This window comes from Candidatus Borrarchaeum sp., assembly GCF_019058535.1.
Classification (GTDB): Archaea; Asgardarchaeota; Sifarchaeia; order Borrarchaeales; family Borrarchaeaceae; genus Borrarchaeum; species Borrarchaeum weybense.
Window position 1 is genome coordinate 1 of the sequence record NZ_JAHPYX010000218.1, and the last position, 14,975, is coordinate 14,975.

13 protein-coding genes are annotated in these 14,975 nt (G+C 37.0%); 2 read left to right on the forward strand and 11 right to left on the reverse strand.

What is annotated here, in order from left to right; translation table 11 throughout:
* On the reverse strand, positions 1-496 hold a 496-nt coding region (locus tag QVB70_RS13350), incomplete at its 3' end, for an ATPase domain-containing protein (protein WP_287587135.1).
* A gap of 405 nt (positions 497-901) precedes the next feature.
* On the opposite strand from QVB70_RS13350, the gene QVB70_RS13355 reads away from it, so the two are divergent.
* Entirely contained in the window at positions 902-1,075 is a 174-nt protein-coding gene (locus QVB70_RS13355; RefSeq protein WP_287587137.1) for a hypothetical protein, read from the forward strand.
* Here the strand turns inward: QVB70_RS13355 and QVB70_RS13360 are convergent.
* The 10 genes from QVB70_RS13360 to QVB70_RS13405 form a co-directional block, all read right to left on the reverse strand.
* Entirely contained in the window at positions 1,067-1,939 is an 873-nt protein-coding gene (locus QVB70_RS13360; RefSeq protein WP_287587139.1) for a response regulator transcription factor, read from the reverse strand. The genes QVB70_RS13355 and QVB70_RS13360 overlap by 9 nt on opposite strands.
* Positions 1,940-1,941: 2 nt before the next feature.
* A complete protein-coding gene (locus QVB70_RS13365) occupies positions 1,942-3,501 on the reverse strand; it encodes an ATP-binding protein (RefSeq protein WP_287587140.1) in 1,560 nt (519 codons plus the stop codon).
* Positions 3,491-3,961: a response regulator gene (locus QVB70_RS13370; RefSeq protein ID WP_287587143.1), complete on the reverse strand. Its 471-nt coding sequence runs from the start codon at positions 3,959-3,961 to the stop codon at positions 3,491-3,493. Before QVB70_RS13370 ends, QVB70_RS13365 begins: the two co-directional genes overlap by 11 nt.
* Positions 3,958-5,916 carry a PAS domain S-box protein gene (locus QVB70_RS13375; RefSeq protein ID WP_287587146.1) on the reverse strand — a complete coding sequence of 653 codons (1,959 nt, stop codon included), beginning with the start codon at positions 5,914-5,916 and terminating at the stop codon, positions 3,958-3,960. The genes QVB70_RS13370 and QVB70_RS13375 overlap by 4 nt, the downstream gene beginning before the upstream one ends.
* A gap of 348 nt (positions 5,917-6,264) precedes the next feature.
* Positions 6,265-6,693 (reverse strand): response regulator, encoded by a 429-nt coding sequence (locus QVB70_RS13380; RefSeq protein ID WP_287587149.1) that lies wholly within the window; start codon positions 6,691-6,693, stop codon positions 6,265-6,267.
* A gap of 5 nt (positions 6,694-6,698) precedes the next feature.
* On the reverse strand, positions 6,699-7,154 hold the full coding sequence (locus QVB70_RS13385; protein WP_287587152.1) for a response regulator: 456 nt from the start codon (positions 7,152-7,154) through the stop codon (positions 6,699-6,701).
* Positions 7,151-9,085, reverse strand: coding sequence for a PAS domain S-box protein (locus QVB70_RS13390; RefSeq protein WP_287587155.1), 1,935 nt, complete (start codon positions 9,083-9,085; stop codon positions 7,151-7,153). The genes QVB70_RS13385 and QVB70_RS13390 overlap by 4 nt, the downstream gene beginning before the upstream one ends.
* 624 nt (positions 9,086-9,709) lie before the next feature.
* Positions 9,710-12,901: a PAS domain S-box protein gene (locus QVB70_RS13395; protein WP_287587158.1), complete on the reverse strand. Its 3,192-nt coding sequence runs from the start codon at positions 12,899-12,901 to the stop codon at positions 9,710-9,712.
* 548 nt (positions 12,902-13,449) lie between these two features.
* Positions 13,450-13,866 (reverse strand): hypothetical protein, encoded by a 417-nt coding sequence (locus tag QVB70_RS13400; protein WP_287587166.1) that lies wholly within the window; start codon positions 13,864-13,866, stop codon positions 13,450-13,452.
* Positions 13,867-14,172 carry a hypothetical protein gene (locus QVB70_RS13405; RefSeq protein ID WP_287587160.1) on the reverse strand — a complete coding sequence of 102 codons (306 nt, stop codon included), beginning with the start codon at positions 14,170-14,172 and terminating at the stop codon, positions 13,867-13,869.
* 203 nt (positions 14,173-14,375) lie between these two features.
* Here QVB70_RS13405 and QVB70_RS13410 point away from each other — a divergent pair, with 203 nt between their 5' ends.
* Complete coding sequence (locus tag QVB70_RS13410) at positions 14,376-14,840, forward strand: ubiquitin-conjugating enzyme E2 (protein WP_287587163.1); 465 nt, start codon at positions 14,376-14,378, stop codon at positions 14,838-14,840.
* Positions 14,841-14,975: the final 135 nt, after the last annotated feature.

Below are 14,975 nucleotides of genomic sequence, written 5' to 3' on the forward strand. Positions count from 1 at the left end.
CACTAAGGGCATCAGGAGAGCGCGGCGTTCCTTCTTCTATAATCATCCACGTGGCATTCTTCACTTGTCTTACCACATCAAGAAAATTAGAAAATTCTTGACGAAGTGTCGGTTCATCTTTATAGAGGGAAATGAGAGATGTAAATGAGTCAATAACAATTCTTTGTGCGTTATACTTACCTATTGCATCTTGTAAAATCTCACTGAGATCAGAAAGTTTTATGAGTTTTGTATCAACAAGAATAAGCTTGCCTTCTGTTGTTAATTTTTCCAGATTCAAGTTAAATCGAATATATTTTTTTACATGTGATATTGGCTCACCTATAGTGATATAAATACCAAACTCGTCATTTTCTGCGCCATAACACAAAAACTGAAGACCAAAAGTTGTTTTTCCACAGCCGGCTGGCCCTTTAATGAGAATAACCCATGAGCGGGGAATTCCGTCATCAATAAGTTGGTCTAAACCTCTAATTCCTGTATTCAAACGTTCCATCTGAAGCACCTCACAGATCTTAAATTTACCTTAAATTAACAGAGAGAAATACTCTGAGTAAAACCCACTTAACTTATTCATATTTTTTTTGATTTAATTCAAATGTTATTATTTACATAATTTAGACGAGAGTAACCATCAATAATTCTTACAAACAACTAAGCAAGAAAGCACCATTGCTGTAGCGTGGTGATGAATGACTTGGGTTTATATACTTTGTTGGTGATAGAGCCTATGAGTACCTACGGGGCATAGGGATATTAAGCCTGTGAACATCGAGACCTCCGTAACCCGTCAAGGGGATCGAGTCTGTCGTAGAAGCAGGAAGCCTCAGCGCTTGAGCATGAGGTAGCTCACTGATTGTCTACCACTTAATATTCGAACTTCAAGAATCTTGGGATCGCTTTGTCAGACCTTGAAGTCTGGCATCAACATGATCTCACGTCAAATTATGAGTTCCTTCAGTTTTCTGGTGCTCTAGTGTCCTTTTATGAGTTCTTCGGTGCCTTGCGATGGTATTCTTGGATTTCTTTAATTCTCAAGATCAACGCACAAATTTTTGCCTCCGAATTAAGTTAACTTATTAATTGTCAGTCCATCTTTTCCAAAGGTTATTTGATCGCTAAAGAGGCTTCTGATACTATAGGTTTCGTTTGACGGGTGAGCTTTGGGGTTCAAAAGAAATAGGGCAGTCGATAAAACTGTGGTTAGTCGTTCTAACGTGTGTTTTATGAATTTATATGTGGCCTGGAAGCCCATAGAGAAAATAAGGTCTGTTAGATTATCACAGATTATGTTTACTGATGTTCCAGCATTTGTCTCTAGAATAGGGGTAAGTATCGGTTGGGGGATCAAAGCGATAAACTCTAGACCATCATATTTTTGAAGCGTTTGATAGACTACACTTGCTTTGTTTCCTAAGAGAACAATTACTTCTTCGTGTACCTGACATTCCATCACAAAATCTCTGACCACCCTTTCATAAGGAACTACGGGATCGAACTCTAGCAGGATTTTTCTACCCTTTAACCGTTCATGATCAAGTTCCAGGGTATTAGAAAACTTTTCAGGGCGAATAAATTTTAGATGTTTTTTTATCTCGGCAATTAAATCCTCAGCCTCGAAGGGTTTCAAAAAATGACCGTCAGCCCCGGCTTCCTTGCTTAACTTTTTATCAACATCCCGTCCAAGAGCTGTAAACATCACTACCGGAATTTTCTTGGTCTTGGGCTGGGCCTTCAAAATTTTGCAGACCTCCAAGCCACTTTTACCTGGCATAACCATGTCTAAGTAGATAAAGTCCGGCATCTCCGATTCCGCCTTCTTTATAGCGTCATCCCAATTATATGCACTAATTACGTGGTAGCCATCTCTCTCCAAAATCATTTTTGCTAGGTTAACAGTATCTGGTTCGTCATCTACAATCAAAATTTTATCTGTCAAAATTAATTTACCTCCTTTACCTTTGGTTTTGGGTTTGATTCTGTATTTGGTAAGGTAAAAGTGAAAGCTGCTCCTCGATCCTCTCCATCTGAATGTGCCCAGATCCTGCCTCCATGTGCTTCCACCAGACCTTTGGTTACGCTGAGACCAAGACCTGTGCCCTTGATGTAGGTTGGCTTCTTTATGTCCGAGAAGGGGCGAAAAACTTTCTCCAAATCCTCCTCACGAATTCCAATTCCATTGTCTGAAACTTGAACTTGCATGACACCGTCCGTCTCTTCAACGGCAAGCGTTATGTCTCCGCCTTCTGGCGTAAATTTAGTAGCATTATTAAGAATGTTCATAATAATTTGGCTAAGGCGAACACGATCCACTCGAATCTTTAAGGGCCTTTCTGGAATTTTCAAGTTGAGATTTTGTTTTTTCTCATCAATAAAGGGTTGAATTTCCTCTATACAATGATTTATGATATTAATAAGATCCTGAAACTCCAAATTTAAGGAGATTCGTCCAGATTTAATGCGCTGGATATCCAACAACTCGTCGGTCAGATAAATCAACCGGTCAGTGTTGCGATTCACCACTTGCAGGCTCGACTCAAGTAACTCGGGTGTTACGTTCAAATTCTTAGATAAAAGGAAGTCAATGTATCCCTTGACCGAGATAAGTGGTGTTCGAAGTTCATGGGTGGCGACTGATATAAACCGATCCTTCATTTCCATGATCTTATATCTTTCAGTGATGTCCTGAACGATTGCCCAGGTTCCCACTGACTTGCCATCCTTGTCTTTGATGATCCACGATCTAATAGAGATGGGAAAGATTGTTCCATCCTTCTTCATGTATTCTTTTTCATACACATCAGAATAGCCCCTAGTTAATACCTGTTCAGCGTGGATTTTTGCCGTGAGTTCATGCCATTTCTTAGGCGCAAGATCCCAATAGGTTAGTTTAAGCAGTTCCTCCTTTGTATAGCCGAGCAATTCCGCGAAAGCCTGATTGCAGTCTATAAGATCGCCCTTCATGTCTGCTGTGGCAATGCCATCTATAGATGACTCGTATAAACCGCGATAGCGCTCCTCAGACTCTTTAAGATCCATTGTTCTCTCTTCAACCATTTTTTCAAGGTTTTCTGCATAATCTCTTAATTTTGAGATCAATCGGTGCCGCTCAATAGCATAGCATATAGAACGTGTCAGCAGGTTTTTATCAAATTTTCCTTTGACAAGATAATCTTGTGCACCCTCTCCCACAGCTTTAACTGCCAGATTCTCATCATCAAAACCAGTCAAGACAATAATCGGTACTTGTGGCGAATAAGCATATAGTTTTGTGAACGTATCTAGCCCTAGGCTATCTGGTAATCCGAGATCCAGAAGTACAATATCGATCTTTTCGTTTTTAAGGCATTCAAGGCCTTGCGAGAGCCGATCAACATGCAACAGAAAGAAGTGGGTAATTTCATGACATAAGGGGTCTGTTTCAGCAAGTTCTTCTTGTATTAGCCTTGCATCGCCTGGATTATCTTCTATTAATAAGACTCTGAGTTGATTACCCTCCATTATAATCACCAGTCTCCTTATTCGGCAATTTCACAATGTTCAACCAAAAGTCATCAATGGATTTTACTACTTTGACAAATTGATTCAGATCAACTGGTTTTGTGATATAGCAATTAGCATGATTAGAATACGTCTCTTCAATATCATCAATAGAATGAGAGGTCGTTAAGATCACTACGGGGATACATTTCAGGTCTCTATCATCTTTAATTTCTTCTAATACCTCACGACCGTCTTTCTTAGGTAAATTAAGATCGAGTAAAATGAGGTCTGGACGAGGTGCTTTTTTAAACTTACCTTCTCGTCGTAGAAAAGCCATAGCTTCCTCGCCATCATAGGCTACGTTGAGTTTATTAAATGCTTTGGTTTCTCTAAAACCTTCTACCGTCAGACGAACATCACCAGGATTATCCTCAATTAATAAAATCTCAAGAGGTTTTTGGCTTATTTGTATAGTCATGAGTTTTTTCCTCCTGTGACTGGAATTGAAAAATAAAATGTTGAGCCCTTTCCATGCTGTGATTCCACCCATATTTTTCCTCCATGGCGTTCAACAATTTTTTTACAGATCGAGAGACCAATACCCGAACCTGGATACGAAATCTTATTATGTAGGCTTTGAAAGATTAAGAAAATGCGATCGAAATGTTTCGAGTCTATACCTATGCCATTATCTTTTACAGAGAATATCCATTCGTTTTTTTTACGTTCAGCAGAAATATGGATCTTTGGTGGTACATCTCTCCGGAATTTAATGGCATTTTCAATTAGATTCTGAAATACTTGAATTAATTGAGATGAATCTGCCATAATAATCGGCAGAGGATCATTGGTTATCAGTGCATTATTTTCTCTAATTGCTACGGTGAGATTTGCAATTGCCAAGTCAAGGGCAGCCTTGCTATCAGTTTTTTCGAGGGGGTTACCCCGTGTTCCGACGCGGGAATATTTTAACAGATCATTGATCATTTGCTGCATACGAGTTGCCCCATCTACGGCATAGGCAATAAACTCATTTGCGTTGTCGTCGATCTTATCCTTATAGCGACGCTCCAGTAATTGTAAAAAGCTTGCCACCATGCGTAGTGGTTCCTGCAGATCGTGAGATGCAATATAGGCGAATTGTTCCAGTTCTGCATTAGAACGAGCTAGATCGTTTAAAGTTAGTTGCAATTTTTGTTCTGCTTTTTTCTGTTCAGTAATATCTCTTGCATCAAAAATCAAACCTATGGATTTATTCGTCGAGTTCTTCAACACTGTAATATTGAATAAAACCGGGATTTTTTTTCCATCCTTACCTAATGTTGTGCATTCGAAATTGTTTAAAAATCCCGTCTTAAGACATTCTTTTATTGCCTCTTGAATCTTTAAAGCATCCTTTTCAACAATAATTTTTGTAGGAGACTCACCTATCATCTCTGATTCATAACCTAACAAATTTGTAAAAGCATTATTAAATTGAGTTATCTTTCCATGAAGATCAGTAATGATAACAGGATCCATCATACAACCAATTGTTTGTTTGGCCGTCTTGGCAACAGCCGATTCTTCTTGAGCCTTTATCAGAGCTTTTTCAGCGTGCATTCTCTCAGTTATATCGCGAGAAGTTAAAATGACACTTATTGAACCTGAATCGTCAATAAACGTTCTCCCAGTACTTTCAAGAACACGCCACGAGCCATTCTTATGATGAAAACGATATTTAAGAGTACGAGATGCTCCTGGCTTTTTGATAATATCTTGGAAAACCTTAAGTATCAATGGGAGATCATCGGGATGTACAAAGTCAAAAAAAGATTTTTCGAGGATTTTTTCAATTGAGTAACCAAGAACTAGTTCAATCGACGAACTTTGATAACTGATTTCTCCCTTAGAGTCCAATACAGTAATAATTTCTGAGATATTATCGATGAGTGTACGAAAATGCAATTCACTCTTTTTTAAATTCTCTTCAGCCTGTTTACGTTCACTAATATCTGTGAATATTTGTAGAACCGCGACAGCATTTCCAGTTAAATCTTTGAGGGGAGAACTAGTGATAATAAAATCTCCCTGTGTACCGTTCGGAAATGTAATTGAACGCTCTAATTCAAATACTTCTTCATCTTCAAGTACTTGTCTCACAATACCATCGGGACACTCTGAATCGAGACTATTATATACTTTGTAGCTCTTTTTTCCGATAATATCGCCACACTTTTCCACTGCTGCTTTGTTTGCCCAGATAAGATTAAGAGTGTCATCAATTATAATGATCAAATGAGTTACTCCGTTTAATATGTGTTCATACATAACCTTCGATCGAAAGACTTTCGTAAGTTTGTCTTCAACGATCTCAAGTTTTGAGATATCTTGGTTTTGGTCTATCATGTCATAGGCTCCATTGTTTTGTAATTGATCTCGTCGAGAGAGCATTTTTCATCCGTCGCTTGGATATAGCATATAATATCTGACTTGTGAGGGACTCATTAGACATGCTTCTTTTAGAAATTGGAATCAGTTTTATAATTTTTACGACATTCTCAATAATAAATATTCTTTAATAAGAATTCCTTAATTAATATACTAATTATTAAAATAATATAAAGATTCTCACATAATATTCCGCAAGTTGATAAGATTTTAAAGTATAAGATATCATCAATAATATCAATTTTTGCGAATTTCTCAAAATACAACAGAAGTTATAATATACCATAAACACTAAAAAATTATTATCGAAGACTGCTCCAAAGTAATCTGTAATTTCTATCGTCAATAATATTATGATTTTTTCAATTTCGATGACACTCGATGTTTCCCGATCGCACGAATTATAGATTGCATCAATAATTGCGTATCCATTTTTCCTTTGACGATATAGTCTTGCGCACCCTCATTAACTGCTTTAATTGCCAATTTTTCATCGTTAATTCCCGTTAAGACAATGATCGGAACTTTTTGAGCATACAAATGCACTTCCATGAAAGTATCAATCCCTAGACTGTCCGGTAACATTAGATCCAATAAGATTAGGTCAATCTTTTGATCATGAAGACATTTCAAACCTTTTGAGAGTTGATTAGCTTTTGTTAATTCGAAATTTATGTTATGAAGAGTAATTGCCTCTATATCTGTGAGTTCTTCTTGTATTAATCGCACATCTCCAGGATTATCTTCGATCAATAAGACCTTAAATAGATTACGTGCCAATTAAATCACCTAAAGACTTTTGGTGGGAGTTGTACAATACATAGCCAGAAGTTTTCAATGGACATCACTACTTTGATAAACTCATCAAGTACAACTGGCTTCTTAATATAGCAGTTTGCATAGCTATTGTATGTTTCTTGAATGTCCTCACATGAGTTTGAAGTGGTAAGGATAACGACGGGTATTTGTTTTAAATCTGAATCTTCTTTGATTTCCGCCAAAACCTCACGTCCATCCTTCCTAGGCAGATTAAGGTCAAGTAGGATAAGATCTGGACGTGGTGCATCTTTGAATTCTCTTTCACGGCGTAGGAATGCCATAGCTTCCTCGCCATCAGAACTAATGTGAAGTTTATTTAGTAGTTTTGCTTCTTTAAGGCTTTCTATGGTCAGACGCACATCGCCAGGATTATCCTCGACAAGCAGGATATCAATGGAATTTCTACTCTTGTGCTGATTCATAAGATTTCACCTTCTATCATCGGGATCGTAAAAAAAAATGTTGAGCCCCTTCCAAGCTTTGATTCGACCCGTATTCTTCCCCCATGACGTTCTACAATCTTCTTACATATTGATAGACCAATACCTGAACCTGGATATTTTCCCTTTGTATTTAAACGTTGAAAGATCGAGAAAATGCGATTAAAATGCTTTGAGTCTATACCTATGCCATTATCTTTTACAGAAAAAACCCACTCGCCTTTTCTTTCTGATGAAACATGAATCCTCGGTGGATCAGCTCTTCGGAATTTGATTCCATTTACTATTAGATTCTGAAATACCTGGGTTAATTGTAAGGGATCTGCGTATACGATCGGCAGAGAACTTTGAGTTATTATCGCATCATTTTCTTCAATTAATAATGCAAGATTTGCAATTGCCAAATCTAAAACATTCTTACTGTTTACGTTCTCAAATGGTTTTCCACGTGTCCCCACGCGTGAAAATGCTAACAAATCATTGATCATTTGCTGCATACGAGTTGCCCCGTCTACGGCATATGAAATAAATTCAGTAGCAGCTTCATCTATCTTATCCCAATATCGTCGCTCCAGCAGCTGTAAAAAACTCGCAACCATACGTAACGGCTCTTGCAGATCATGACAGGCTATATATGCAAATTGCTCAAGTTCAGTATTAGAACGTTCCAGATTTACTAACGTTTGATTTAGTTTTTCATCGGTCAGCTTTCTTTCCGTAATGTCACGAATTAAAGCCATATCTGCAGGATATCCTTTGTATTCAATTATACTGGCATTTATTTCAACAGGTATCTCTCTTCCATCTTTGGAAAGAATCTTTACTTCATACTTGTTTTGAACATTCTCTCCAGACAACTTTTTTTTATATCTATCTAATATTAGTTCTCTATATTCTGGGGAAATAAAATTAATGAATGGCTGTCCAATTGCTTCCTTTAATGAAAAGCCAGTGAATTCAACTATTTTTGAATTTGCAAATTTTAATACATCATCCTGAATAATGACTATTCCATCGTTACCTCTTTCAACTATAGTCGAGTATTTTTTTTCAGATTCTCTTAAGGCCTTTGTTCGTTCTTTAATCTTATTTTCGAGATTTTCTGTATAATCTTTTAATTTTTCTTCAGCGAGTTTGCGCTTAGTGATATCACGGATTATGGAAACATACGCGGTTCTCCCTTCGTATTTAAACTTCTTTGAATTTATTTCAACGGGTATCTTACTTCCATCTTCGGGAATGATTTCTGCTTCGAATATATTTTCATTCTCGTTTTGATCTGAATTCTCTAAATTGATTTCTACGAATAATTCTTTATATTCAGTAGAAAAAAAATCCATAAACGGCTTTCCGAATAAGCTATGCAAAGAAAAACCCGTAATTTCAATAAACTTCAAATTTGCAAATTTTAGTAAGCCATCTTGAATAAGAACAATTCCATCGTTTCCTCGTTCTACAATGGTTGAGTATTTTCTTTGTGATTCCATTATTTCTTTCTCAACTTGTTTTCGCTTTGTAATGTCTTTTAAGGATTCTATAACAGCGATGACTTTTCCATTCAAGTCTTTGAGAGGAGAATGGCTTATTAAAAAATCTCTCCTCGTATGATTTGTGAAAATAATCGAGTTTTCTGTCTCAAATTTTTCTCCCTTAGCGAAGATTTGTCTTATCACACAATCTGGATAATCCTCATCGCAATTTTCATAAACTGCATTCCATTTTTTTCCGATAGTGTTACCACACCTTTCTATCGATATTTTGTTTGCCCAGACAATATTTAAGCTTTTATCAATAATTCTTACCATGTAAGGTAGTGCATTTAATACTCCTTTTTGCATAGAATCAAATTGTAATTTTTTAAAAAAATAGTCGTCAAGGTCCTTAAGAGTTGAGAGATCACGATATTTATCCATTTTTGGATGAACTCCGTTAAAGTATAGCTCATTCGAGTGCTTGAACAGGGATTATATCACACATTGAATATGTGGATAGATAAGAATAAAGTTCCAAAAAACTACAGTTTTTTCAATAGAGATTGTGATATTCACAATATTTTATAATTAAATCCGCGATATTTTTATTTTTTAGTTCTTTGATAATCTTTTTCTTAAGTTTTTCAGAATTGTTTGTTACTTAGAGAACCATTAGCTTTTCATTTAAGTTTTCTCAGTAAATTCTCCGTATGTCAAACAACAAGTATTTCATTTAGAAAAGTCAAATTTGAAAATTATGAATCGGTTAAAGTTTGCATTAAGGTTCTATTTTTTAAGAGCCTTGGAGATGTCTAGATCCAATTTGCATTGCAATTTGTTCTGATATAAGATATTGGATATTTTTGGCGAGTATTATTTATTTCTAAAAGAAACACAAAAATTTGTTATCACAATCTAGAGGTCGGAACACATGATTGAACTCGTTAAAGTCACGGTTTGGCATCTTCCTTTTTATTATTATTTCTTTATTTGCAAATAGTTCCAAAAAGAATTTCCAACGAATTTATCTTTCAATCAGATTTGAGTGTTTTCCGCATCATTAAGTTAAACAGCATGTCTAAGGGGGATTGTAAAAAAAAACGTTGAACCATTTTCGGGCTGTGATTCCACCCAAATTCGCCCATTATGGCGCTCTACAATCTTTTTACATATCGATAACCCAATACCAGAACCTGGATACTCATCTCTGCTGTGCAATCGCTGGAAAACATCGAATATCCTATCGAAATATTTAGGATCTACGCCAATTCCATTATCGCGTACAGAAAATATCCAATCGCTGCCTTCTTGTCGTGCAGAGACATGAACTCTTGGCAGCGCCTTACCTCGAAATTTAATAGCATTCCCGATTAAATTTTGAAATAGCTGAATCAATTGTGAACGATCTGCCATTATATTCGGCAGAAGATCATTGGTTATCACTGCATTACTCTCTTCAATCGCCATCTTGAGATTGATCAGTGCCAAATCAAGTGCCTCTTTGCTGTCAAATAGTTCGAAGGACTTACCGCGCGTCCCCACACGTGAATACGTCAGCAGATCCTTAATCATCCCCTTTAAACGGTTTGCTCCATCTACGGCAAAGGCAATGAACTCATTTGCGTCTTCGTCGAGTTTATCTTTATATCGGTGCTCCAGCAATTGTAAAAAACTCGCAACCATGCGTAGTGGCTCCTGTAGGTCATGAGAAGTGATATAGGCGAATTTCTCTAGTTCCGAATTGGAACGTGACAACTCCTCTAAGGTTTGTTTTAACTTTTCTTCAGCCTCCCTGCGCTCGGTGATGTCACGGAGTATAGCCATATCTGCAGGACGACCTTCGTATTCAATCACACTGGCACTTATTTCAATAGGTATCTTTCTGCCATCTCTTGAAAAAAGTTCTATTTCGTATTTGTTTGACACCTCCTTTCCAGAGAGTCTCTTTTTGTATCTATCTATCACTAATTCTTTATATTCTGGAGCAACAAAATTAATAAACGGCTTCTCAATTGCATCCTCCAACGAAAAACCCGTAGTTTCTACCATCTTTGAATTTGCAAATTTCAGTAAGCCGTCCTGAATAATAATTATTCCGTCGTTTCCTTTTTCTACGATAGTTGAGTACTTTTTTTCTGATTCATTTATTTTTTTCTCAGCCTGCTTACGTTCTGTGATGTCGCGAATAATGCCCCACATACCAATCGGCTTGCCCTCTTTTTCTCTTATGGGCCATCCTTTTATGGAGACATGGATAATGGATCCATCTTTCTTGTAGTATTCTTTTTCTAGCTCTTTCGAATAATTTGTCGTAAGTAACTGTTTATGGAACCTTTTATTCGTATCGAGCCATTTACTAGGCGTCAGGTCAAAAGTGGTAAGGTTGTACAGTTCTTCTTTTGTATAGCCGAGCATTTCTGCAAAGGCCTGATTGCATTCTACAATATGTCCCTTCAGATCCAAAGAGGCAATACCATCAATTGAGGATTCATATAGCCCACGATAGCGTTCCTCCGACTCCTTTAGGGCCTCCTCTGCATTTTTTCGTTTCGTGATGTCCTTAACCACTTCCACAACACCTACGATGTTCCCCTCAACATCTCGCATCGGAGAACTGGAGACCAACGTGTGCACGTGTCGTCCATCCGGAAGCGTGTTAATTTGTTCCGAAATAAACGTTTTTTCTTCACTAAGCACGTTTTCGACAGTACAGTCAGGACATTTCTCCGCTAACAATCCCTTGTACACATCGTAACATTTCAATCCAATGATATCTTCACCATAAATATCCTTCATCGGCTGATTTGCCCAGATGACGTCTAACTCCTTATTTTGAATGGTGATAAGATCTCCAATTCCAGCCAAAATTGCCTTGAGTTTTTCTTCCGATTCTCTTAAGGCCTTTGTTCGTTCCTCAACCATCTTTTCTAGGTTCTCAGTATAGTTCTTCAGCCGTAATTCCAATTCCTTTCTTTTCTTAACGATTTTTTCCAGGCTTTCAGTATATTCTTCCAGTTTCCTCTCCAAGTTTTTTCGTTCGGTGATATCCTTCTCCATTTCTGCAATAGCTACGATGTTTCCCTCAGCGTCCTTTACTGGAGAACTGGTGATCAAAAGGTGAATATGTTTTCCATCCGGACCTATGTCAACTCGTTCCGAAACGACTGTTTTTCCTTCATTAAACACCTTTTCGACGTAACAGTCAGGACAGGGTACAGTTAACCCTTTATATACTTCGTAACACTTCTTTCCGATAACATCTCCCCAGATATCCTTTATTGATTGATTTGCCCAGATAATGTCTAAATTCTTATTTTGAATAGTGACGAAATCTCCGATTCCCGATAGTATTACCTTAAGTTTTTCTTCCGATTCACTTAAGGCATCTGTCCGTTCCTCAACAAGCTTTTCCAGATTTTCAGTATAGTATTTCAGTTGTTTCTCCGTTTGCTTGCGCTTGGTGATGTCTCTGAATACAAGAACAACACCAATAATTTTGTCGTCTCCATCACGAATAGGCGCTCCACTGTCTGCTAAAATGCGCTCCTTACCATCTCTAGATACAAGTACTGTATCGTTGGCAAGACCGACTATAACACCAGTTTTTAGTACATTCTCCACAGGATTTTCACAGGGCGTACTAGTTTTCTCATTAATGATACGAAAAACCTCACCAAGAGGTTTGCCAAAGGCCTCCTTCTGAGGCCATCCAGTTAATTTTTCAGCGACTTTATTGATTAAGACTATCTTTCCCTCGGTGTCGGTGGCGATTACGCCATCACCAATACTACGCAACGTGACTGCAAGGCGTTCTTTTTCAGAAATGAGTGCCTTCTCTGCTTTTTTGTGGGCTGTGATATCAGTGAACACCGTGGCAAACTGGCCTTTGCTTAGTGAAAAAACGGAGATGCTGAAGTGCTTGTCTATTGGTGGGAAATAGGTCTCGAATGACGTTGGTTGTCCCGTAGCAGCCACTTTTGCATATATGTCGAGGTAAGGAGAATTGCCTATTCCATATAATTCTGATGCTCTACTCCCTACTGCCTTTTCTCTCTTCAAACCGGTAATCGATTCATAAGCGGGGTTAACATCTATGATTGTATAGTCTACCGTCTCCCCCTGTTCATCATAAATAATCTGATGGAGCGCAACTCCTTCATTCATTGAATCGTACACAGAATGGTATTTTTTTTCACTCTCGCGCAAGATTTCCTTCATTTTCTCACGTTCCGTGACGTTATGGTTTATATCAGTCATATACAACAGCATCCATAAAATCCGAGACATGGAGTAGGATATAGTTCACAAAGGTAGTTTCTTATAGTCGATACCTCGTGTACATTTACCTTCATTCTTGAAAATTATCAACATTCTCTAAAAGAAATTGTATTTTCATGTATTTGAATTTTTTCTCAAATAAGAATCATCATTTAGGGGGGGAAAATAATTTACATTAATATAATGGCAAAATTTTCATCAAATAATAAAATTTATCGCGAACATGTCACCTTATCATTGTATTTATTAAGTTGTGAGCAATGGCCATCACGCTTCCGATTTCTTCGAATGTCAGAATTTTTCGGATATCAAGATTCAGCAGTCGACAGCCTTAATCTGACTTGCTTACTAAATAGCACAACAAGTTGGTAGAATCCATAATAAAATTCGAAATAGAAACTAGACAAGAAATTTCAAATGCGCGTTCAAAAACTATCCTGTGATCATGTCATAGAATTAATATATAAAATTCCTGTAATGAATGGCATGAAAGCGCACTTTCATGTAATTAAAGACGTAAATAAAAACTAAAGTTCGTTTAAAAAGTTGAGAAGCAACTGTGATCCGATATTGGAATCATTTGCTTTTTTGATTATCTCTTCAATATTATTCCATCTAAAACTAGATGCAGTTTCGCGAAGGATTTGTGCACCAGTTTCAATATTAATCTCTGGATGAAACTGAATACCCCACACATCTTTGTTCTTCAATTTATAGGCCTGTATTTTACATTCATTGGAATTTGCTAATATTTCTAGAGCGAATGACTTGATTACTTCGTCAAAGTGGAAAGAATATGAAAAAAAACGACTGGAGATACCTTGAAAAAGCTTATTCTTTTTTAAAATTCGAATTTCGGGCCATCCTAATTCAGGTTTAGACCTTCTTTTAACACATTCACGACCAAGTACTGTATGAACAATCAGTTGATGACCAAAGCAGATTCATAGAAGCGGGATCCCATGCTCAATTGAGTTTTGAATGATATCCATTTCTGGTTTAAGCCATTCATGTTCATCTAAAATTGAAGCTTCCGAACCTAGCAAAATAAGACGGTCATATTGATTAATTGTTTTAGGAGGTTCGCAATTGTAACTAATCCATACATCCATAGACTCACGGTAATTTGGAATTAGATCACCTAGCCATTCATATTGTTTCCTACCCATGATAGAATTTTCAACAACTAAGATTTTCAATATGTTGGCACCATAAACTTCAGTTACAGAATTTGTAATTCTGGCAATCAACAACACCACTAGAAATAGTATAAATTTTTTGGTGAACACAGAAAACTTCTTTAGGCTTCATTTGTTTGGTAACAAATTACTACCTGAACTTAAGTCTAATAAATAGTTTTGTTCACGAATCATTCATAGCTGATAGAACATGGAAAGACATTTCAATTAGTTATCAGCGATTTCTTATATAAGATCTTGAAGGTAGAATTAAAGTGCTCTCTGATGAAGACTTCGCGGCGAGACTTGTATATGAACTTAAGTTACTACAGCGGGAAGAACCAACCTTCTCACCAGTAAAAAACGATATTCGTAAGTTAAGAGGCTTTATTCTCGGCACTGAGCTCTATGATGGAGGGGTTTTTGAAATTGAAATTGTACTACCAAGAAACTTTCCGTATAGACCACCAAAGGTGAGATGGCTTACAAAAACATGGCATCCGAATATCCACAATAAAAATGTCTGTGTTGGGATACTTGGAAAGGATTGGTCGCCTTCAAATAGCTTGATTGATGTTATTGAAACTTTACGAATTTTATTAACCGCACCAAATCCGAGCGATCCTCTGAATAGGCAAGCTGCTAGAGAATTACAAGAAAATGTTGAAAAATTTAAGGCACATGTAAAAGAACATGTAGCACGACATGCTACTTGGACTAATCTATCAGATAATAAATAAAGTGCATGGTTTATCTAACTTCATTTTGCTTCTTTTTATTTCTTTTTTGAGGGAATAAAGTAACCTAAAAGTGCTCCGCCAAAAATTCCGCCCAAATGGGCTAGAATATTCGATCCCACTGTAATGCTAAACATA

Excerpts from the sequence above, each read along its gene's own strand:
- QVB70_RS13365 (WP_287587140.1), bottom strand. The coding sequence starts at position 3,501 with ATGGAGGGTAATCAACTCAGAGTCTTATTAATAGAAGATAATCCAGGC.
- QVB70_RS13370 (WP_287587143.1), bottom strand. The coding sequence starts at position 3,961 with ATGACTATACAAATAAGCCAAAAACCTCTTGAGATTTTATTAATTGAG.
- QVB70_RS13375 (WP_287587146.1), bottom strand. The coding sequence starts at position 5,916 with ATGCTCTCTCGACGAGATCAATTACAAAACAATGGAGCCTATGACATG.
- QVB70_RS13385 (WP_287587152.1), bottom strand. The coding sequence starts at position 7,154 with ATGAATCAGCACAAGAGTAGAAATTCCATTGATATCCTGCTTGTCGAG.
- QVB70_RS13390 (WP_287587155.1), bottom strand. The coding sequence starts at position 9,085 with ATGGATAAATATCGTGATCTCTCAACTCTTAAGGACCTTGACGACTAT.
- QVB70_RS13395 (WP_287587158.1), bottom strand. The coding sequence starts at position 12,901 with ATGACTGATATAAACCATAACGTCACGGAACGTGAGAAAATGAAGGAA.